The following is an 18,887-nucleotide window of genomic DNA, read 5'->3' as shown; positions in this document are numbered from 1 at the left end:
AAAGCTGGCGTTTGATCGGCGTGGATGGTAAGTGGTTGTTAAAAAAGAGATTTGCCTCCGTTGAGAGGTGAACCTGGTGAGAATGTGTCTATGAAAACAGGTCTGTACCATCCCGAAGAATTCAAGGACAACTGTGGTTTTGGCCTGATCGCCCATATGACGGGCGAGGCGAGCCACCACCTTCTGCAAACCGCCATGCAGGCACTGACTTGCATGACCCACCGCGGTGGCATCAACGCCGACGGCAAGACCGGTGACGGTTGCGGTCTGCTGATACAGAAGCCCGATCAGTTCCTGCGCGCCATGGCCCAGGAGCATTTTGCCGTCGAGTTGCCCAAGCAGTACGCCGTCGGCATGGTGTTCTTCAACCAGGACCCGGTCAAAGCCGAAGCTGCACGTGCCAACATGGATCGCGAGATCATCGCTGCCGGGCTGAAGCTGGTTGGCTGGCGCAAGGTGCCGATCGACACCAGCGTTCTCGGCCGCCTGGCCATGGAGCGCCTGCCGCAGATCGAGCAGGTGTTCATCGGCGGTGAGGGCCTGAGCGACCAGGAATTCGCCATCAAGCTGTTCAGCGCCCGGCGCCGTTCGTCGGTTGCCAACGCCGATGACGCCGACCACTACATCTGCAGCTTCTCGCACAAGACCATCATCTACAAAGGCCTGATGATGCCGCGCGATCTCGCGGCGTTCTACCCGGACCTGGGTGACGAGCGCCTGCAAACGGCGATCTGCGTGTTCCACCAGCGCTTCTCGACCAACACCTTGCCGAAGTGGCCGCTGGCGCAGCCGTTCCGCTTCCTCGCCCACAACGGCGAGATCAACACCATTACCGGTAACCGCAACTGGGCCATGGCCCGTCGCACCAAGTTCGCCAACGACCTGATCCCCGACCTCGCAGAGCTTGGCCCGCTGGTCAACCGCGTCGGTTCGGACTCCTCGAGCATGGACAACATGCTGGAGCTGATGGTCACCGGCGGGATCGACCTGTTCCGCGGCGTGCGCATGCTGGTACCACCAGCCTGGCAAAACGTCGAGACCATGGACGCCGACCTGCGCGCGTTCTACGAATACAACTCCATGCACATGGAGCCGTGGGACGGTCCGGCCGGTATCGTCATGACCGAAGGCCGCCACGCGGTGTGCCTGCTCGACCGAAACGGCCTGCGCCCGGCGCGCTGGGTGACCACCACCAATGGCTACATCACCATCGCCTCTGAAATCGGCGTGTGGGGTTACCAGCCTGAGGAAGTATTGGCCAAGGGCCGCGTCGGCCCGGGCCAGATCCTTGCCGTGGACACCGAAACCGGGCAGATCCTCGATACCGATGCCATCGACGACCGCCTGAAGTCGCGCCACCCGTACAAGCGTTGGCTGCGTCAGCACGCCACGCGTATCCAGGCGACGCTGACCGACGACCAGGGCGTGGCCAGCTACGACGCTGACCAGCTCAAGCAATACATGAAAATGTTCCAGGTCACCTTCGAAGAGCGCGACCAGGTGCTGCGCCCGTTGGGTGAGCAGGGCCAGGAGGCCGTTGGCTCGATGGGTGACGACACGCCGATGGCTGTGCTGTCGCAACGCGTGCGTTCGCCATACGACTTCTTCCGCCAACAGTTCGCCCAGGTGACCAACCCACCGATCGACCCGCTGCGCGAAGCGATCGTGATGTCGCTGGAAATCTGCCTCGGCGCTGAGCGCAACATCTTCCAGGAGTCCCCGGAGCACGCCTCGCGGGTGATCCTCAGCTCGCCAGTCATTTCGCCGGCCAAGTGGCGTTCGCTGATGAACCTGGAGCGTGAAGGCTTCGAGCGTCAGCTGATCGACCTCAACTATGAGCAGAGCGTCGGCCTGGAAGCGGCGATCCGCAACATTGCCGATCAGGCTGAAGAAGCCGTGCGCGCGGGCAAGACCCAGCTGGTGCTGAGCGACCGCTACATTGCCCCGGGCAAGCTGCCTGTGCACGCTTCGCTGGCCGTGGGTGCCGTACACCACCGCCTGACCGAGCAGGGCCTGCGTTGCGACAGCAACATCCTGGTGGAAACCGCCACAGCTCGCGACCCGCATCACTTCGCCGTGCTGCTGGGCTTCGGTGCGTCGGCCGTCTACCCGTACCTGTCCTACGAAGTGCTCGCCGACCTGATTCGTACCGGTGAAGTGCTGGGCGACCTGGACGAGGTGTTCAAGTACTACCGCAAAGGCATCTCCAAGGGCCTGCTGAAGATCCTGTCGAAGATGGGTATCTCCACCATCGCCTCGTACCGGGGTGCGCAGCTGTTCGAAGCCATCGGCCTGTCCGAAGAAGTGGTCGGCCTGAGCTTCAAGGGTGTGTCCAGCCGCATCAAGGGCGCACGCTTCGAAGACCTGGAAAACGACCAGAAGCTGCTGGCAGCCGAAGCCTGGAGCGCGCGCAAGCCGATCCAGCAAGGCGGCCTGCTGAAGTTCGTGCACGGTGGCGAGTACCACGCCTACAACCCGGACGTGGTCAACACGCTGCAGGCTGCAGTGCAGCAGGGTGACTACGCCAAGTTCAAGGAATACACCACGCTGGTCGACCAGCGCCCGGTGTCGATGATCCGCGACCTGCTGAAGGTCAAGGTGGCCGACCAGCCGTTGGCGCTGGAACAGGTCGAGCCGCTGGAGGCCATCCTCAAGCGCTTCGACTCCGCCGGGATTTCCCTTGGCGCACTGTCGCCGGAAGCGCACGAAGCCTTGGCCGAGGCGATGAACCGCCTGGGCGCGCGCTCCAACTCCGGTGAGGGTGGCGAAGACCCTTCGCGCTACGGCACCATCCGCAGCTCGAAGATCAAGCAGGTGGCCACCGGCCGTTTTGGTGTGACCCCGGAATACCTGGTGAACGCCGAAGTGCTGCAGATCAAGGTGGCCCAGGGCGCCAAGCCCGGCGAGGGCGGCCAGCTGCCAGGTGGCAAGGTCAATGGCCTGATCGCCAAGCTGCGCTATGCGGTACCGGGTGTGACCCTGATTTCGCCGCCACCGCACCACGACATTTATTCGATCGAAGACCTGGCCCAGCTTATCTACGACCTCAAGCAGGTCAACCCGCAGGCCCTGGTGTCGGTCAAGCTGGTGGCAGAGGCCGGCGTGGGCACCATTGCTGCCGGTGTGGCCAAGGCTTATGCCGACCTGATCACCATTTCCGGCTACGACGGTGGTACCGGTGCGTCGCCGCTGACCTCGATCAAGTACGCCGGCGCCCCGTGGGAACTGGGCCTGGCCGAAACCCACCAGACCCTGCGCGGCAACGACCTGCGCGGCAAGGTGCGGGTACAGACCGACGGTGGCCTGAAAACCGGCCTGGACGTGATCAAGGCTGCCATCCTCGGCGCCGAAAGCTTCGGCTTTGGCACCGCGCCCATGATCGCCCTGGGCTGCAAGTACCTGCGCATCTGCCACCTGAACAACTGCGCGACCGGCGTAGCCACGCAGAATGACAAGCTGCGCAAGGACCACTACATCGGCACCGTCGACATGGTGATCAATTTCTTCACCTTCGTCGCCGAAGAAACCCGTGAGTGGCTGGCTAAGCTGGGCGTGCGCAGCCTCGGCGAACTGATCGGCCGTACCGACCTGCTCGACGTGCTGCCAGGCGACACCGAGCGTCAGCGGTACCTGGACCTGTCGCCGCTGCTGGGCAGCTCGCACATTCCGGCAGACAAGCCACAGTTCTGCGAAGTCGACAGGAACCCGCCGTTCGACGAAGGCCACCTGGCCGAGAAGATGGTGGAAATGGCCATGCCGGCCATTCGTGACCAGGCCGGTGGCGAGTTCAGCCTCGACATCTGCAACTGCGACCGTTCCATCGGTGCGCGGGTATCGGGCGAGATTGCCCGCCTGCACGGCAACCAGGGCATGGCCGCGGCGCCGATCACGTTCCGCTTCAAAGGGACCGCAGGGCAGAGCTTCGGCGTGTGGAACGCCGGTGGCCTGAACCTGCACCTGGAAGGCGACGCCAACGACTACGTCGGCAAGGGCATGACCGGTGGCAAGCTCACCATCGTGCCGCCTGCCGGCAGCCCGTTCGCCACCCAGGACAGCGCCATCCTCGGCAACACCTGCCTGTACGGTGCCACTGGCGGCAAACTGTTTGCCGCCGGTACCGCCGGCGAGCGCTTCGCTGTCCGTAACTCCGGCGCCCACGCTGTTGTCGAGGGTACCGGCGATCACTGCTGTGAATACATGACCGGCGGCTTTGTCTGCGTGCTGGGCAACACCGGTTACAACTTCGGTTCTGGCATGACTGGCGGCTTCGCCTACGTGCTCGACATGGACAACAGCTTCGTCGACAAGCTCAACCACGAGCTGGTGGAAATCCAGCGTATCAGTGGGGAAGCCATGGAAGCTTACCGCAGCCATCTGGCGCGGGTCCTTGCCGAGTATGTGGAGGAGACCGGCAGCGAGTGGGGGCGTGAGCTCTCGGAGAACCTGGACGACTACGTGCGGCGCTTCTGGCTGGTCAAGCCCAAGGCAGCCAACCTGAAGCAACTGCTGTCCAGCACTCGCGCCAACCCGCAGTAACAACAGCTGCAAGTGGCAAGCCTCAAGCTGCACGCAGAAGCAGCACGAGGTTTGCCCGGCTTAAGTGATCGTCTTGCAGTTTGCAGCGTGTAGCTTGCAGCTGCTGTAAAGAGGTTTTGAAAAATGGCTGAACGTCTGAACAACGACTTCCAGTTCATCGAAGTGGGCCGCAAGGACCCGAAGAAAAAGCTGCTGCGCCAGCGCAAGAAAGAGTTCGTGGAAATTTACGAGCCGTTCAAGCCGCAGCAGTCCGTGGAGCAGGCGCACCGTTGCCTGGGCTGCGGTAACCCGTACTGCGAGTGGAAGTGCCCGGTGCACAACTTCATCCCCAACTGGTTGAAGCTGGTGTCCGAAGGCAACATCCTGGCGGCGGCGGAGCTGTCGCACCAGACCAACACCCTGCCCGAAGTGTGCGGCCGGGTGTGCCCGCAAGACCGCCTGTGCGAGGGTGCCTGCACCCTGAACGACGGCTTTGGTGCGGTGACCATCGGCTCGGTGGAGAAGTACATCACCGATACCGCCTTTGCCATGGGCTGGCGCCCGGACATGTCCAAGGTCAAGCCCACCGGCAAGCGCGTCGCCATCATTGGCGCCGGCCCTGCGGGCCTGGGCTGCGCCGACGTGCTGGTGCGCGCCGGGGTGACCCCGGTGGTATTCGACAAGAACCCGGAAATCGGTGGCCTGCTGACTTTCGGTATTCCCGAGTTCAAGCTGGAAAAGAGCGTGCTCAGCAACCGCCGCGAAGTGTTCACCGGCATGGGTATCGAGTTCCGCCTCAATACCGAGGTGGGCAAGGACGTGACCATGGAACAACTGCTCGCCGAGTACGACGCAGTGTTCATGGGCATGGGTACCTACACCTACATGAAGGGTGGCTTCCCGGGTGAGGACCTGCCGGGCGTGCATGACGCGCTGGACTTCCTGATTGCCAACGTCAACCGCAACCTGGGCTTCGAGAAGTCGCCTGAAGACTTCATCGACATGCAGGGCAAGAAGGTTGTGGTGCTGGGCGGTGGCGACACTGCCATGGACTGTAACCGTACCTCGATCCGCCAGGGTGCCAAGGCGGTGACCTGCGCCTATCGCCGTGACGAAGCCAACATGCCGGGTTCGCGCAAAGAGGTGAAGAACGCCAAGGAAGAAGGTGTGAAATTCCTCTACAACCGCCAACCCATCGCCATTGTCGGCGAGGACAAGGTCGAGGGTGTGAAGGTGGTCGAAACCCGCCTGGGCGAGCCGGATGCCCGTGGCCGTCGCAGCCCCGAGCCGATTCCGGGTTCGGAGGAAATCCTGCCGGCCGATGCCGTGGTAATCGCCTTCGGCTTCCGCCCAAGCCCGGCGCCGTGGTTCGAGCAGCATGACATCCAGCTGGACAGCCAGGGCCGTGTGGTGGCGCCGGAGAAGGGCAAGTTCAAGCACCAGACCAGCAACCCGAAAGTGTTTGCCGGTGGCGACATGGTGCGCGGTTCGGACCTGGTGGTGACGGCGATCTTCGAAGGGCGCACTGCTGCTGAGGGTATCCTGGACTACCTGGAAGTCTGATTCTCGATCTGGTCGCGGGCACGCCCGCTCTCACAGGGTTCGGCGCAGAACCTGTGGGAGCGGGCGTGCCCGCGAAGCTTTTGTATACAAAAACGCTTGATCTGTAGCATCCAATAGACAAAACGCATGGCCATGGCCGTGCCTTTTGCGCTGGCGTCTGAGAAAATGCCCCCACTATTTTTCCGGATGCCGACATGACTGCCCTGAAGAACGATCGTTTCCTGCGTGCACTGCTCAAGCAACCCGTAGACGTCACCCCTGTGTGGATGATGCGCCAGGCTGGGCGCTACCTGCCGGAGTACCGCGCCAGCCGTGCCAAGGCAGGCGATTTCATGAGCCTGTGCATGAACCCGCAGTTCGCCTGCGAGGTGACCTTGCAGCCGCTGGACCGCTACCCGCTGGACGCTGCGATCCTGTTCTCCGACATTCTCACCATCCCCGATGCCATGGGCCTGGGCCTGTACTTCGAAACCGGCGAAGGCCCGCGTTTCAGGAAGGTCGTCAGTACCCCGGCCGATATCGAAGCCCTGCCGGTTCCCGACCCGCAAAAAGACCTGGGCTACGTAATGGATGCGGTCAGCACCATCCGCCGCGAACTCAACGGCCGCGTTCCGCTCATCGGTTTTTCCGGTAGCCCCTGGACCCTGGCCACCTACATGGTCGAAGGCGGGTCGTCGAAGGACTTCCGCAAGACCAAGGCCATGGCCTATGACAACCCGCAAGCGCTGCACCTGCTGCTGGACAAGCTGGCCCAGTCGGTCACCAGCTACCTCAACGGGCAGATCCTTGCCGGGGCCCAGGCCGTGCAGATCTTCGACACCTGGGGCGGCAACCTGTCAGCGGCGGCCTACCAGGAGTTCTCCCTCGCCTACATGCGCAAGATCGTCAGCGGCCTGATCCGCGAGCACGAAGGGCGCAAGGTGCCGGTCATCCTGTTCACCAAGAACGGTGGCCTGTGGCTTGAAAGCATCGCCGACGCCGGTGCCGATGCCCTGGGCCTGGACTGGACCTGTGACATTGGCGACGCCCGTCGCCGTGTAGGCGACAAGGTGGCCTTGCAGGGCAACATGGACCCGACCGTGCTGTACGCCAAGCCAGAGGCCATCCGCCAGGAAGTGGCGCGCATCCTGGCCAGCTACGGCCACGGCAACGGCCACGTGTTCAACCTGGGCCACGGCATCACCCCGGAAGTCGACCCGGAGCACGCAGGCGTGTTCATCAACGCGGTGCACGAGCTGTCGGCGCAATACCACGTTTGAGTTTCCAGGCTCCCCGAACCAGGGTTTGGGGAGCCTGTGGCTGCCGCTGCCGTGCATTTGCGAAAATGTGCCGAACGTTCAGCCGTATTCCTACATATAGGCACAGATGTTTCTTCTAATGTCCGACCTCCCTTGAGCAGAGGGCACATTCGCCGCGCGTGAATGTGCCCTTTTGCATTCAACCTTCGGAGTTCGTGATGAGTACAAGAAAAACCCTGCGCAGAAGCGTTGTTGCCACCGGTGTGTGGGTGGCTATCGCAGGTGCAGGTTTGCAGGTTCAGGTTGCCCAGGCACACGGCCATCTGGCTGACCCGCCTTCACGTGCAGCGCTGTGCCATGCCAACCATAAGAACCTGAACAGTAACTGTGGCGGCGCTCAGTACGAACCGTGGTCGGTCGGTGAGGCCATTGGGCGTTTCCCGGGGGCCGGCCCAGTTGACGGGAAAATTGCCAGCGGTGGTGTTCGTGGCGATTTCGGTGCCCTCGACGAGCAGTCGGCCAACCGCTGGCATCTGACGCCCATCGTTGACCGGAACATTCAGTTCGACTGGCATTACCAGGCGCCGCACCCGGTAACCACGTGGGAATACTTCATCACCAAAGCGGATTGGAACCCCAATACGGCACTGAGCCGCGCCTCGTTCGACGAAGCGCCGTTCTGTGTAGTCGATGGCAACAACCAGGTGCCCGCCAGCGGCACTGGCACCAACCCCAAGCATAGCTGCACCTTGCCAGCCGACCGCGCGGGCCATCACGTGATCCTGGGTGTCTGGAAAGTGGGAGACACCGACAAGGCTTTCCACAGCGTGGCTGACGTCGATATTCAACTTGACGGCGGGCCAGCGCCCGAATGGCCGCGCCTGGCCGAGATCAGCGCCAGCCGAGACCTTGAAGTCGGCGACGAGGTGACTGCCCGCGCATTCGATGCCAATGGCGAGCGTCCGTCGCACCATGTGAGCGTCACCATCGACAACGCCGAAGAAGGTATCGCTGCCAACTGGGCTTACAAGCTCGCCAGGCAGATCAACGAAACCCAGACGCTGGTCCGTGCCGGGCAAATGGATGCCGACGGCAACATCGAGCCTGTCCAGGGTTCCAACAGCATCTTCGCCAAAGCCGAAAGTGGCCTGACCAACTACATCCTCGACTTCAAGGCCGCTGCCGGTGAGCCCGCCACCCTGCACCTGCATGATGTCAAACCTGAGTACACCATCGCTGATGGCCAGGGTAGCGTGGACTTTACCGTCATGACCAACAAGGCCCTGACCGTATCGGCGCGGCTGTTCGACGCCAGCAACAAGCAGGTCGGCTACGCACGGCAACTGGTCAACGGCAGCGCGCCGTTCGCCTTGAACGTCGCCAGCGTGCCGGGTGAGCACACCCTCAAGGTCGTCGGCGTAGACAAGCGCGAGCGCGAGCTGCTGCAGGATGAGCGCACGGTCCAGCTCAAGGCGACGGGTGACGGGTCGTACGACTTTGTCTTCCCGGAGTCGCTGTCGAGCTACCAGGCCGGCACCAAGGTACTGCAGCCCAAGAATGGCAAGGTCTACGAGTGCCAGCCCTTCCCGAACTCGGGTTACTGCGTGCAGTACTCCGCCAATGCCGCCCAGTTCGAGCCAGGTACCGGCTCTCACTGGAACATGGCCTGGACCGAGAAGTAATGCAGCACACCTGGCCCCTCGACGGGGGGCCAGGCCCTTCGAGTACTGTTTATGCAAGCACGAAAATATGCCTGGCAGCAGATCCTCCTGCACTGGGTCTCTGCCTTGGTCATCATTTGGGTACTGCTCAGCGGCTTCTACGTGGCGCACCTGAATGTCACCCCGACCACGTTTCACTTGGTTGCGTTCGTCAACGTGGCCATGACCACCCTGTTCATCCCGATATTCCTGGTGCGTTGGCTGCTGCGGCGGACCCTGTTCAAACCCGGCAGCCTGGAGGGTGCAGCCAGGGGCGAGCGGATCGCCCATCTTGTCCATGAAGGTTTGTACTGGACCACCGCGATCGTGCTGCTGTCCGGCGTATTGATGATGGACCGGCCCATCGACGTGTTCGGCTGGTTCACCCTCGCGCCGCTGTTGAGCGAACCGTTCTGGCACGGCCTGTGGTTCAAGGTCCACATCTGCGCGTGCCTGCTGCTGGCCCTGGGCGTGTCGGTGCACATTGGCGCCGTGGTGCTGCATGAGCTGGCCGGGCGCCGTGTACTGCGGCGCATGCTGCCCTGATTCGGATGAAGCGCCCATCACATGTGATCTGGCTGGCGCTGGTGCTGGTAACGCTTGCCGGGCTGATAGTGCGGGAACGGCTGTATCCGTTGGCTGCGCCCCCGCTGCTGCCGGCCCCGGCCCCGGCGCTGGCCACGGCAGCCGCCCCGGAGCAACCGTTCTCGACGACCGCCCTGGCCTTGGCATTCGGCTTTCAGCCTGTGCGCCAGCGGCAGTCGAGCCGGGCGGACATCACGCTCAAGGCCTGCTTCGTATCCAGCCAGGGCGGGGCGCGGGCGTTGGTGAAAAGCGCTGAGGGCGAGGCTGTCTACCGGGTGGGTGAGCGGATTGCGGGCCACGGTGTGCTGCGTCGTATCGACGTGCGTTCCATCGTGCTGTGGGTCGACGGCCGCGAGGAAGTCGTGGCGTTGGCTACCCCTGGCCCCAGCGTTTTTCTGCCCATGGGTGCGGCCCCTCGCCCGCGCCCGGTTTCTGATCCTTCATCCCGCCTGTTGCGGGAGGTGCAATGACTTTCAAGCGATATATGCAAGGCGCCTCGTTCGGCGCCTGTTTGACCCTGTGCTGTTCACTGGCGCTGGCTGAAACGCCCACCTGGCAACTGGCGATGAGCGATGCCGATGTGCGCGAGGTGGTGCGTGAGGTGGGGGAAATCCTCGACCAGACCATCATCCTCGACCCCCGCGTGCAGGGGCGCATCACGGTGCTTTCCAACGAAGCCCTGGATCGTGAAGGCATACGCCGGCTGTTCTACTCGGTGCTCAATGCCCAGGGCTTTGCCGCCGTGAACGACGGCGACCGTTTGCTGGTGCTGCCGGCCAGCGAAGCCAAGGCCTGGGCCAACCAACAGGTGGAGGCCATACCGGCCGCGTTCACCACGCGCGTCTTTACCTTGTCGGGCAGCGTCGCGGCCGACCTGGCCGGCCTGTTGCGGCCGTTGGTGTCCAGCAGCGGCTACATTGGCCCCTCCAGCTCGGCCAACGCCTTGGTGGTGACCGACTCTGCAGCCAACCTTGAACGCCTGGAGAGCCTGGTTTTGCAGCTGGACAGCGGCCAGCGGCACGACTATGAGCTGGTGACCCTGCGTAACGCCCAGACCGAGGCCGTGTTCGCCGTGGTCGAAGCGGCCGCCGGGGGACCGGACAGCGGTGTGCAGGTGGTGGCCGACGCCAACGGTAACCGCCTGCTGATCCTCGGCCCGACCAAGTCCAGGCAGCGCCTGGCACAACTGACCCGCTCGCTGGATGTGGCGGCACCCGCCACCGCGCAGAACTGGCGTGTGGTGCGCTTGCAGCACAGTAACGCCGAGCAGCTTGCCGACGTGCTGGGTGAGGTGGGCAAGCGCCTGGATGGCGCGCCGGGCACCCGTGACTTGGGCGCCAACCTCACTGGCGACGCCGTGGTCAAGGCCGATGCCGAGCAGAACGCGCTGGTGCTGCTGGGCGAGCCGCAGACACTGGGCAGCGTCGAGCAGATCATCCAGCAATTGGACCAGCCACGGGCGCAGGTACTCATCCATGCGGCAATCGTCGAAGTCAGCGGCAGCATCGATGAAGCCTTGGGTGTGCAGTGGGGCGTGGGCACCGGCGGGCTCAACGGCGGGGTCACGTTCAGCGAAAGTGGCACCGGGCTGGCCGACCTGCTGGGCAAGGAGGCCAAGCTGCCGGGTGGTGCTGCCCTGGCCATTGGCACGGACCGTTTTGCCGCGCTGATATCGGCCTTGGCCAGCAGCAGCCGCAGCAACCTGTTGTCCACGCCAAGCCTGTTGACCCTGGACAACCAGGAGGCGCATATCCTGGTGGGGCAGAACGTCGCCTTCAAGACCGGCTCCTACGTTACCCCCGGCAGTGGTTCGGAGAACCCGTTCACCACGGTCGAACGCAAGGATATCGGTATCAGCCTGAAGGTGCGCCCGCACATCAATGAGGGGCAAAGCCTGCGCTTGGAGGTCGAGCAGGAAAGCTCCGAGATCGCGCCGAGCACGGCCGAGAACGACCTGATCACCAACAAGCGTACGCTCAAGAGCACCATCCTGGCCTCCGACGGCGAGATCATCGTGATTGGCGGCCTGATCAAGGACAGCATGCGCAAGGTCGAGCGTGGGGTACCGTTGCTCAGCCGCATTCCGTGGCTTGGCGGTCTGTTCCGCTGGCGCAGCGACATTCAGGAGAAAACCAACCTGATGGTCTTCCTGCGCCCGACCATTCTGCGTAGCCAGGCGGAGCGGGTCGAGGTAGGGCGCAGGGCCTACGACGGGGTGCGCGCCGCCGATGATTCGCCTTTGCCGGCTGATGCCCAGCGGCTGTTCGAGCCGCGTCGCTTGCCAAGCGCGCAAGTGCCACAGCCATGAGCCCTGAGCTGCCATTCGGCTTCGCCCGGCGTCACGGGATCCTGCTCGACCGCCAGGCGCCCGAGCCGGTGCTGCTGATGCGAGAAGGCGCCTCCCTGGCCGCCCTGGCCGAAGCCTGCCGCTTGCTGGGCAATACCTGGCCGCTGCGCCAGGTGAGCGAAGCCGACTTCGCCGAGCGCCTGGCCAGTTGCTACGGCCTGGGTGAGGATGCCGCGCAATCGATCGTTCAGAGCCTGGACCAGGAAATCGACCTGCCACGGCTGGCCGAGGCCTTGCCGCAAACCAGCGACCTGCTCGAGCAGCAAGACGATGCGCCGATCATCCGCCTGCTCAATGCCCTGTTCAGCGAAGCGGTGCGCTCGCGGGCCTCGGATATCCACCTGGAAACCTTCGAGCATCAGCTGCGCGTGCGCATGCGCATCGACGGCGTCATGCGCGAAGTGCTGTCACCCCCGCGGGAACTGTCTGCCCTGCTGGTTTCGCGCATCAAGGTCATGGCGCGCCTGGACATCGCCGAGAAGCGCGTGCCCCAGGACGGTCGCATCAGCCTGCGCCTGGCTGGCCATGAAGTCGACGTGCGCGTATCGACTTTGCCTGCCACCCATGGCGAGCGGGTGGTGCTGCGGTTGCTGGACAAGCAAGCCGTGCGCCTGGACATCGACCACATGCAGATGCCGGCGGCTGTGCGTGCTGGCTTCATGAGCATGCTGGAAAAGCCACACGGCATTTTCCTGGTCACCGGCCCAACCGGCTCGGGCAAGACCACCACCTTGTACACCGCGCTTGCGTACCTGAACCAGGAGTCGCGCAATATCCTCACCGTGGAGGACCCGATCGAGTACCACCTGGCGGGCATCGGGCAAACCCAGGTCAACCCCAAGGTCGACATGACCTTCGCCCGTGGCCTGCGCGCCATTCTGCGTCAGGACCCGGACGTGGTCATGGTGGGCGAAATCCGCGACAAGGAAACCGCCAACATCGCGGTGCAGGCGTCGCTGACGGGCCACCTGGTACTTTCCACCCTGCACACCAACAGCGCGCTGGGGGCAATCACGCGGCTTGCCGACATGGGCATCGATACCTGCCTGCTGGCTTCGTCGCTGGCCGGGGTGATGGCCCAGCGCCTGGTACGCCGGCTCTGCCCGCACTGCAAGGTGGCCTGCGAGGTGGACCAGGCCATGGCCAGCGCCTTGGGCAACCCTGCCGGGCTGCCCGCGCAGCTTTACCAGGCGCAGGGCTGCAGTGAATGCCAGGCGGGCTACAGTGGGCGCCTGGCCTTGCACGAGATGGTGGTGGTCAAGCCCGCACTGGCTCAGGCGATCCACACCCAGGCATCCCAGGCCGCCATGCATGAACTGATTCGCCAGGACACGCCGAGCCTGTTCCAGCACGGTGTTCAGCGTGTCTGCCAAGGGCAGACCAGCGTGGCAGAACTGCTGCGCGTGACCGGGCAGGACTGACATGCCGCTGTTTCGCTATCAGGCCCAGGATGCCAAGGGCGCCCGCCAGCGCGGTACGCTGGAAGCCCCAGGGGCGCGTCAGGCTCGGCAAACCTTGCGCGAGCAAGGCTGGCAGGTGCTGAAACTGCGCCCCGTGCCGCGGTCACTGCTGGCGGGCGTGCTGAACCGCAGCGGTTTGAGCCTGGCCCGGCGTTCGCTGCTGACCCGCCAGCTGGCGACCCTGCTGCAGGCCGGGCTGCCGTTGACCGAAGCCTTGCAGGCGGTTGCCGAGCAAGGCACCCGGCGCCAGGAGCGGCAGGTGTTGCGCGGCGTGGCAGAGCGGGTTGCCGAAGGCCATGCCCTTGCCCAGGCGCTGGCCCAGTACCCGCGGGCGTTCCCGGTCATCTACCGGGCCACCGTGGCCGCTGCGGAGCGCTCTGGGCGCTTGGCGGACGTGCTCGAACGTTTGGCCGCGCATGGCGAGGACGAGCAAGCCTTGCGGCAGAAAGTGCAGCTGGCCATGGTCTACCCGGTGATTCTGCTGGCCGTCTCGTTGCTGGTGGTGGGGTTTCTGCTGGGCTATGTCGTGCCTGATGTGGTGCAGGCATTCTCCCGCGACCAGGCGCGCCTGCCGTTGGCCACGCAAGTGCTGATTGCCCTGAGCGATGCCGCCAACCAGTACGGCCTGGCAGCGCTCACGCTGCTGCTGGCCGGCATTGCTCTGGGCGCGTGGGCCCTGCAACAACCGCCATGGCGTAGCCGGTGGCATGCCTTGGCACTGCGCCTGCCAGGTTATGGCGAATTCGCGCGGGCCAGCGAGGCGGCGCGGTTCATCAGCACCCTGGCGATCCTGGGGCGCAGCGGCGTGGCCTTGGTAGAAGCGATGAACATCGCTGCGGCGGTGATCGGCAACCTCACCCTGCGCGAGCGTCTGCTGCAGGCCGCCCGCGAGCTGGCCGAGGGCAGCGCCTTGGCCAGTTGCCTGACACGCAGCGACACCCTGCCACCGCTGATGCTGCACATGATCGCCAGCGGCGAACGCGCCGGTGAACTGGACACCATGCTTGAACGTGCTGCAGACCTCCAGGCCAGGCAACTGGCAGGGCGTATCGCGCTGCTGGTGAGCCTCTGCGAACCCCTGATGCTGCTGGTGATGGGGGGCATCGTGCTGTTCATCGTGCTGGCCATCCTGCTGCCGATCCTCAACCTCAACCAACTGGTCAACTGACATGTCCCTTCGTTCTACACGCCACGCGCAACGTGGCTTCACACTCATCGAAATCATGGTGGTGGTCATCATCCTGGGCGTGCTTGGCGCACTGGTGCTGCCCAACGTGATGAGCCGTCCCGACCATGCCAAGCTGACCGCGGCCCGCACCGACCTGCAGTCGATCGCCACCGCGCTGGAAATCTATCGGTTGGACAACGGCCGTTATCCAACGTCCGCGCAAGGCCTGGACGCCTTGGTAACACGCCCCAGCGTGGCGCCATTGCCGCGCAACTGGAGTGCCCAGGGCTATCTGAAGCGTACGCCCACCGACCCTTGGGGCTCGCCTTACCAGTACGCGAACCCGGGCAGCCGATCGAACCAGGGGTATGACCTTTACTCGCTGGGTGCCGACGGGCAGCCGGGCGGCGAACAGATGGATGCCGATATCGGTAACTGGTCTGAATGAAACGGCCCCGCGCGCAAGGCTTCACACTGCTGGAACTGTTGCTGGTCCTGCTGCTGCTGAGCATCGTCATGGGCATGGCCGGGCTCGGTATCGGGCGCGACCCGCAGCGCCTGGCCAGCCAGGAGGCCAACCTGTTCCTGCAACTGGTGCAACACGCACGGCAACAAGCCGTGCTGGAGGGCGTGGCGCTGGGTATTCGAATCGACCCCCAAGGCTATCAACTGCTGAAGGCCCGCGGTGACAGCTGGGAGCCCGCGGGCCAGCAGCGCAATATTGGCCTGGACCTGCGCCTGCAGATCGATGGGCTGCCAGTGCCACCCGCCGTGCCTGGCAAGGCGCCGCAACTGGTGATGTACGGTAATGACGAGCACACGCCGTTTTCCCTGTATTTCGAGGCCGACACCGTGCGCCTGGTCTCCCTGTCGAGCGATGGCCTCAATGCCCCGCAGTTCCAGCCCTGAACGCGGCTTCACCCTGCTCGAGGTATTGGTGGCGCTGGCGATCTTCGCGGTGCTGGCCGTGGCGGTGAGCACGGCCAGCCAGCGCATACTGGTGCAGTCGCAGGGGTTGCAGGACCGTCTTTTTGCCAGCTGGGTCGCCGACAACCACCTGCTGGAAATGCGCCTGCAACCGGCCCTGGCGCCCGGCCAGCGCAGTGTGGAGGTGATGTTCGGCCAGCGTCGCTGGACGCTGCAGGAAAGCCGGCAACGGCTGGGCGCGGCTGGCCTGCTGGAGGTTCAGGTGCGCGTGGGCCTTGCGGCCGATCGCCAGGTGTTGCACCAGGCCACCGGGTGGCAGGGGGGCAGCGATGCGTCACGCTAGGCCCCGCCAGCGCGGTTTCACCTTGATCGAACTGCTGCTGGCCATGGCCCTCTTTGCCTTGTTGGCGGTGGGCAGTGCGCGTGTGCTGGATGTGGTCATGCGGGCCGAGCGTGCGCGCCAGGCCCAGGCCGAGCAGTTGCATGCGCTGGGCAGGGCCATGAGCCTGATCCAGCGCGATGCCTTGCAAGGGTATCTGCCGGCGAGCCTGGGCAAGGGCGGTTACGGCATCCTGCTGAACGGCGATCGGGCCCATTGGCTGACCCGCGAACCCGACCACCAGGCGCTCAAGCGCAGCGAACTGAGGGTGGTCGAATACTGGCTCGCCGACGGCGTGCTGTGGCGCCAGCGGCGCACCCAGGGGCAGGGCCAGCCGCGCCCGCAGCGTTTGCTCGAAGGTGTGGGCGAACTGCAGTGGCGCCTGCATGTACCCGGTAGCGGCTGGCAGGCGCATTGGCCAATGGCCCAGCGCCGGGCCCTGCCACCGCAGGCGCTGGAGGTGACCCTGTCCACCCGGCGCTTGGCGCAGATTCGGCGGGTACTGCCGCTTGGCGGGGCCAGCCAGTGAAGCGTCAACGGCAGAAGGGGCTGGCGCTGATTACCGTGCTGCTGGTGATGGCGCTGCTGACGTTATTGGTAGCCGGCATGTTGCACAGCCATCGCCTGCTGCTTGGCGGTGTTGCCCAGCAGCTCGATGCCACGCGCCTGTTGCGCCTGGCGCAAGCCGGCGAACAACAGGCGCTTGCGAGCCTGCGGGGTGAGGTAGGGGAGATCCTGCAGGTGACCCACGGGCGGCAGGGCTGGGGCCAACCCCGTGTGTTGACCTTGGGCGAAGGCCGGGTGCAACTACAACTGGAGGACCTCGCAGGGCGCTTCAACCTCGGCGCCCTGACCGCAGGTAAAACCCCCGACCCCTTGCTGCTCGAGCGTTGGCAGCGCCTGTGCCATGCACTGCAGGTGGCGCCGCCGGCCTTGGAGGCGCTGGCGGGCCAGCCGCTGCTGGACCCTACCCAGTTGCGGGCCCTGCCGGGCGTCACTGCCGAGGTGATGGCGCGTTTGCAGCCTTGGGTAGTGGTGTTGCCCAAGGAGGTGCGGCTCAACATCAATACGGCCCCGGCACGTCTGTTGGCAGCACTGGCCGAGTTGTCGCCAGCGGTGGCTGCCGACCTGGTACGGCAACGCCCCGAGGCGGGCTACCCGACAGTGGAGCGTTTTCTGGCCTCTGCGCAATTGGACGGCGTGGGCGTGAACCGGCGCGGGCTTGCCGTGACCAGCCGCTGGTTTCGCCTTGAGGTGCAGGCACAGCAGGAGGGTAGGCGCATGTACCTGTACAGCGACCTGGAGATCGATTTGAACACGCACCAGGTTCGTGTGGTGCGGCGTGTATTTACTGCATTGCGGGAGCGAAGAGCAGATGAGTGAAACCTGGCTGTACCTATTGCCCGCGGGCGTTGCGGCGGCCGATGCGCAGTGGCCGGTGTGGCTGCGAGCTGCCGATGGCAGCGTGCGCAAGACGCGTCTGGACGCGCTCGGGGCGACCCTGGCCGGCCCTGTGATCCTTGTCTTGCCGATGGAAATGCTCGGCAGTTGCGAAATCGGCCCCGTGCCAGGCAAGCGGCCGAAGCCTGAAGCATTGGCCTACGCCGCCGAAGAGCAGTTGGCAGCGGCGCTGGAATCGGTGCACCTGGTTTTTGCCGCAGCAGATAGGCAAGGGCACCGCCGTGCGCTGGTGATAGAGCGTCAGGTGCTGCGCAATGTTTTGACCCTGTTGCAAACGCTGGGTATCGACCCGGTCGCGATCCATGTCGATGCCGACCTGCTGGGTGGCGAGCAGCCCAGTGCACTGTGGCTTGATGGGCGCTGGCTGGTGGGCGGCGGAGGTGGGCCGTGGCTGGTCGCCACGCCCCAGGCAGCCGAAATCGTGGCGCGGCAATTGCCGCCGATGGCCTGGCAGGCCGCCGCTGCCGATGGCGGGCAAGCGCTGGCCAACCACAGGGTCGACAATGCCTTCCAGACCTTGCTGCAAGGGCGAGCCAAGGCGCTGGACCTGCGCCAGGGGCCATTCCGCCGACAGCGCCTGGCGTTACCCTGGTCGGCGTTGGCGGGCGCAGGGCTGCTGGCGTTCGCCATGCTGTGCGGGGCCGATCATCTGCGTGTCGAGGGGCTGTTGCAGCGCGTGGCTCAACAGCATGCCGAGAACGTTCAGGCATTCCAGCGGTGGGCGCCTGGGGAACCTGTCACCGGTGACCTGGCGATGCGCGTCAGGGCGTTGCAGGCCGGGCCGCGTGCGACCACCCGCATGGAAGGCCTGGCGGCATTCGCGCAGCAACTGGTGGAAACCGGGAACATCACCCTGGAACGGGCCGCGTTCAGCCCGGCGCAAGGGTGGCGTATGGATGTGCTGGCCCTAGGGTTCGATGACCTCGAGCGCTTGCGTTTGCTGGCCCCTGCCGTGCTGATGGACCAGGCCCGGCAGACTGCCCAAGGGGTGCGGGCAACCCTGACCTGGAGCGGGACCTGATGAAGCATAGGTTTGAGCAGGCTCTTGTTCGTCAATGGCAAACCCTACCCGCCACTCGGCGGGCACTGATCAGGGCCACGCTATGGGGGGTGGCCATGCTGGCGCTCTGGCAGCTGGCTTGGCTGCCTGGTAAGCAGCGCATGCTGCAGGCCGAGCTTGCCCATGTGCAGGCGCTGGAGCTGGCCGGGCAGTTGCAGCAGGTGGCGTCAGCGCCGGTCGGGGGGCGCGAAGCGGTGCGGGCACTGACGCCCGCCGCGCTCAATGAGCGTGCCTTGGCCGCCGGTTTGCGCGTTGTCGGGCTGCAGGCTCGGGCCACTCAGCTCGACGTCAGCCTCGAAGGCCAGCCCACGGCAGTGCTGAGCTGGCTGCACACGCTGGAACGTGACGGCGCACAGCTGCGCAGTGTGCAGCTACAGGTGACTGGCGAGCGGTTGCAGGTGCAACTGGCGCTGGAACTGGACGAAGCCTGAGGCGATTAAGATTGGATTCAGCCAGCTTCGGTAGGCTGTTCCCATCGAAACCG

At 64.7% G+C, this 18,887-nt stretch carries 16 protein-coding genes; all 16 read left to right on the top strand.

What is annotated here, in order from left to right:
- The first annotated feature begins 90 nt into the window (after positions 1 to 90).
- The 16 genes from gltB (at position 91) to GEV39_RS23460 (ending at position 18,834) form a co-directional block, all read left to right on the top strand.
- Complete coding sequence (gltB, locus tag GEV39_RS23535; RefSeq protein WP_173891407.1) at positions 91 to 4,536, top strand: glutamate synthase large subunit; 4,446 nt, start codon at positions 91 to 93, stop codon at positions 4,534 to 4,536.
- Positions 4,537 to 4,659: 123 nt separating this feature from the next.
- Positions 4,660 to 6,078 (top strand): glutamate synthase small subunit GltD family protein, encoded by a 1,419-nt coding sequence (locus GEV39_RS23530; protein WP_009684959.1) that lies wholly within the window; start codon positions 4,660 to 4,662, stop codon positions 6,076 to 6,078.
- Positions 6,079 to 6,272: 194 nt separating this feature from the next.
- A complete protein-coding gene (gene hemE, locus GEV39_RS23525; protein ID WP_173891406.1) occupies positions 6,273 to 7,337 on the top strand; it encodes a uroporphyrinogen decarboxylase in 1,065 nt (354 codons plus the stop codon).
- A gap of 197 nt (positions 7,338 to 7,534) precedes the next feature.
- Positions 7,535 to 8,998 (top strand): N-acetylglucosamine-binding protein GbpA, encoded by a 1,464-nt coding sequence (gene gbpA / locus GEV39_RS23520; RefSeq protein WP_249414303.1) that lies wholly within the window; start codon positions 7,535 to 7,537, stop codon positions 8,996 to 8,998.
- A 51-nt stretch (positions 8,999 to 9,049) separates the two neighbouring features.
- A complete protein-coding gene (locus GEV39_RS23515; RefSeq protein WP_173891405.1) occupies positions 9,050 to 9,562 on the top strand; it encodes a cytochrome b in 513 nt (170 codons plus the stop codon).
- A 5-nt stretch (positions 9,563 to 9,567) separates the two neighbouring features.
- Positions 9,568 to 10,071 carry a type II secretion system protein N gene (locus tag GEV39_RS23510; protein ID WP_173891404.1) on the top strand — a complete coding sequence of 168 codons (504 nt, stop codon included), beginning with the start codon at positions 9,568 to 9,570 and terminating at the stop codon, positions 10,069 to 10,071.
- A complete protein-coding gene (gspD, locus tag GEV39_RS23505; RefSeq protein WP_173891403.1) occupies positions 10,068 to 11,909 on the top strand; it encodes a type II secretion system secretin GspD in 1,842 nt (613 codons plus the stop codon). Before GEV39_RS23510 ends, gspD begins: the two co-directional genes overlap by 4 nt.
- Positions 11,906 to 13,369 carry a type II secretion system ATPase GspE gene (gspE, locus tag GEV39_RS23500; RefSeq protein ID WP_054912254.1) on the top strand — a complete coding sequence of 488 codons (1,464 nt, stop codon included), beginning with the start codon at positions 11,906 to 11,908 and terminating at the stop codon, positions 13,367 to 13,369. Before gspD ends, gspE begins: the two co-directional genes overlap by 4 nt.
- A gap of 1 nt (position 13,370) precedes the next feature.
- Entirely contained in the window at positions 13,371 to 14,576 is a 1,206-nt protein-coding gene (gene gspF, locus GEV39_RS23495; RefSeq protein ID WP_173891402.1) for a type II secretion system inner membrane protein GspF, read from the top strand.
- A 1-nt stretch (position 14,577) separates the two neighbouring features.
- Positions 14,578 to 15,024: a type II secretion system major pseudopilin GspG gene (gene gspG / locus GEV39_RS23490; protein ID WP_173891401.1), complete on the top strand. Its 447-nt coding sequence runs from the start codon at positions 14,578 to 14,580 to the stop codon at positions 15,022 to 15,024.
- The gene (gene gspH, locus GEV39_RS23485) at positions 15,021 to 15,485 is read left to right on the top strand and encodes a type II secretion system minor pseudopilin GspH (RefSeq protein WP_173891400.1); all 465 of its coding nucleotides are present in this window, start codon (positions 15,021 to 15,023) and stop codon (positions 15,483 to 15,485) included. The genes gspG and gspH overlap by 4 nt, the downstream gene beginning before the upstream one ends.
- Entirely contained in the window at positions 15,463 to 15,846 is a 384-nt protein-coding gene (gspI, locus tag GEV39_RS23480) for a type II secretion system minor pseudopilin GspI (protein ID WP_173891399.1), read from the top strand. The genes gspH and gspI overlap by 23 nt, the downstream gene beginning before the upstream one ends.
- Positions 15,833 to 16,411: a type II secretion system minor pseudopilin GspJ gene (gene gspJ / locus GEV39_RS23475; protein WP_054912250.1), complete on the top strand. Its 579-nt coding sequence runs from the start codon at positions 15,833 to 15,835 to the stop codon at positions 16,409 to 16,411. Before gspI ends, gspJ begins: the two co-directional genes overlap by 14 nt.
- Positions 16,408 to 17,265 (top strand): type II secretion system minor pseudopilin, encoded by an 858-nt coding sequence (locus GEV39_RS23470; protein WP_173891398.1) that lies wholly within the window; start codon positions 16,408 to 16,410, stop codon positions 17,263 to 17,265. The genes gspJ and GEV39_RS23470 overlap by 4 nt, the downstream gene beginning before the upstream one ends.
- A complete protein-coding gene (gene gspL / locus GEV39_RS23465) occupies positions 17,258 to 18,364 on the top strand; it encodes a type II secretion system protein GspL (protein WP_173891397.1) in 1,107 nt (368 codons plus the stop codon). The genes GEV39_RS23470 and gspL overlap by 8 nt, the downstream gene beginning before the upstream one ends.
- On the top strand, positions 18,364 to 18,834 hold the full coding sequence (locus tag GEV39_RS23460; RefSeq protein ID WP_173891396.1) for a type II secretion system protein M: 471 nt from the start codon (positions 18,364 to 18,366) through the stop codon (positions 18,832 to 18,834). Before gspL ends, GEV39_RS23460 begins: the two co-directional genes overlap by 1 nt.
- The last annotated feature ends 53 nt before the right edge of the window (positions 18,835 to 18,887 follow it).

This window comes from Pseudomonas sp. NY5710, assembly GCF_013305665.1.
In the GTDB taxonomy this organism is placed as follows: domain Bacteria; phylum Pseudomonadota; class Gammaproteobacteria; order Pseudomonadales; family Pseudomonadaceae; genus Aquipseudomonas; species Aquipseudomonas juntendi.
Note: the sequence above shows the minus strand (reverse complement) of the source record. Positions and strands in the feature narration are given on the sequence as shown.

Coding starts and splice junctions, on each gene's coding strand:
- gltB (WP_173891407.1), top strand. CDS start 91: ATGAAAACAGGTCTGTACCATCCCGAAGAATTCAAGGACAACTGTGGT.
- GEV39_RS23530 (WP_009684959.1), top strand. CDS start 4,660: ATGGCTGAACGTCTGAACAACGACTTCCAGTTCATCGAAGTGGGCCGC.
- hemE (WP_173891406.1), top strand. CDS start 6,273: ATGACTGCCCTGAAGAACGATCGTTTCCTGCGTGCACTGCTCAAGCAA.
- gbpA (WP_249414303.1), top strand. CDS start 7,535: ATGAGTACAAGAAAAACCCTGCGCAGAAGCGTTGTTGCCACCGGTGTG.
- GEV39_RS23515 (WP_173891405.1), top strand. CDS start 9,050: ATGCAAGCACGAAAATATGCCTGGCAGCAGATCCTCCTGCACTGGGTC.
- GEV39_RS23510 (WP_173891404.1), top strand. CDS start 9,568: ATGAAGCGCCCATCACATGTGATCTGGCTGGCGCTGGTGCTGGTAACG.
- gspD (WP_173891403.1), top strand. CDS start 10,068: ATGACTTTCAAGCGATATATGCAAGGCGCCTCGTTCGGCGCCTGTTTG.
- gspE (WP_054912254.1), top strand. CDS start 11,906: ATGAGCCCTGAGCTGCCATTCGGCTTCGCCCGGCGTCACGGGATCCTG.
- gspF (WP_173891402.1), top strand. CDS start 13,371: ATGCCGCTGTTTCGCTATCAGGCCCAGGATGCCAAGGGCGCCCGCCAG.
- gspG (WP_173891401.1), top strand. CDS start 14,578: ATGTCCCTTCGTTCTACACGCCACGCGCAACGTGGCTTCACACTCATC.
- gspH (WP_173891400.1), top strand. CDS start 15,021: ATGAAACGGCCCCGCGCGCAAGGCTTCACACTGCTGGAACTGTTGCTG.
- gspI (WP_173891399.1), top strand. CDS start 15,463: ATGCCCCGCAGTTCCAGCCCTGAACGCGGCTTCACCCTGCTCGAGGTA.
- gspJ (WP_054912250.1), top strand. CDS start 15,833: ATGCGTCACGCTAGGCCCCGCCAGCGCGGTTTCACCTTGATCGAACTG.
- gspL (WP_173891397.1), top strand. CDS start 17,258: ATGAGTGAAACCTGGCTGTACCTATTGCCCGCGGGCGTTGCGGCGGCC.
- GEV39_RS23460 (WP_173891396.1), top strand. CDS start 18,364: ATGAAGCATAGGTTTGAGCAGGCTCTTGTTCGTCAATGGCAAACCCTA.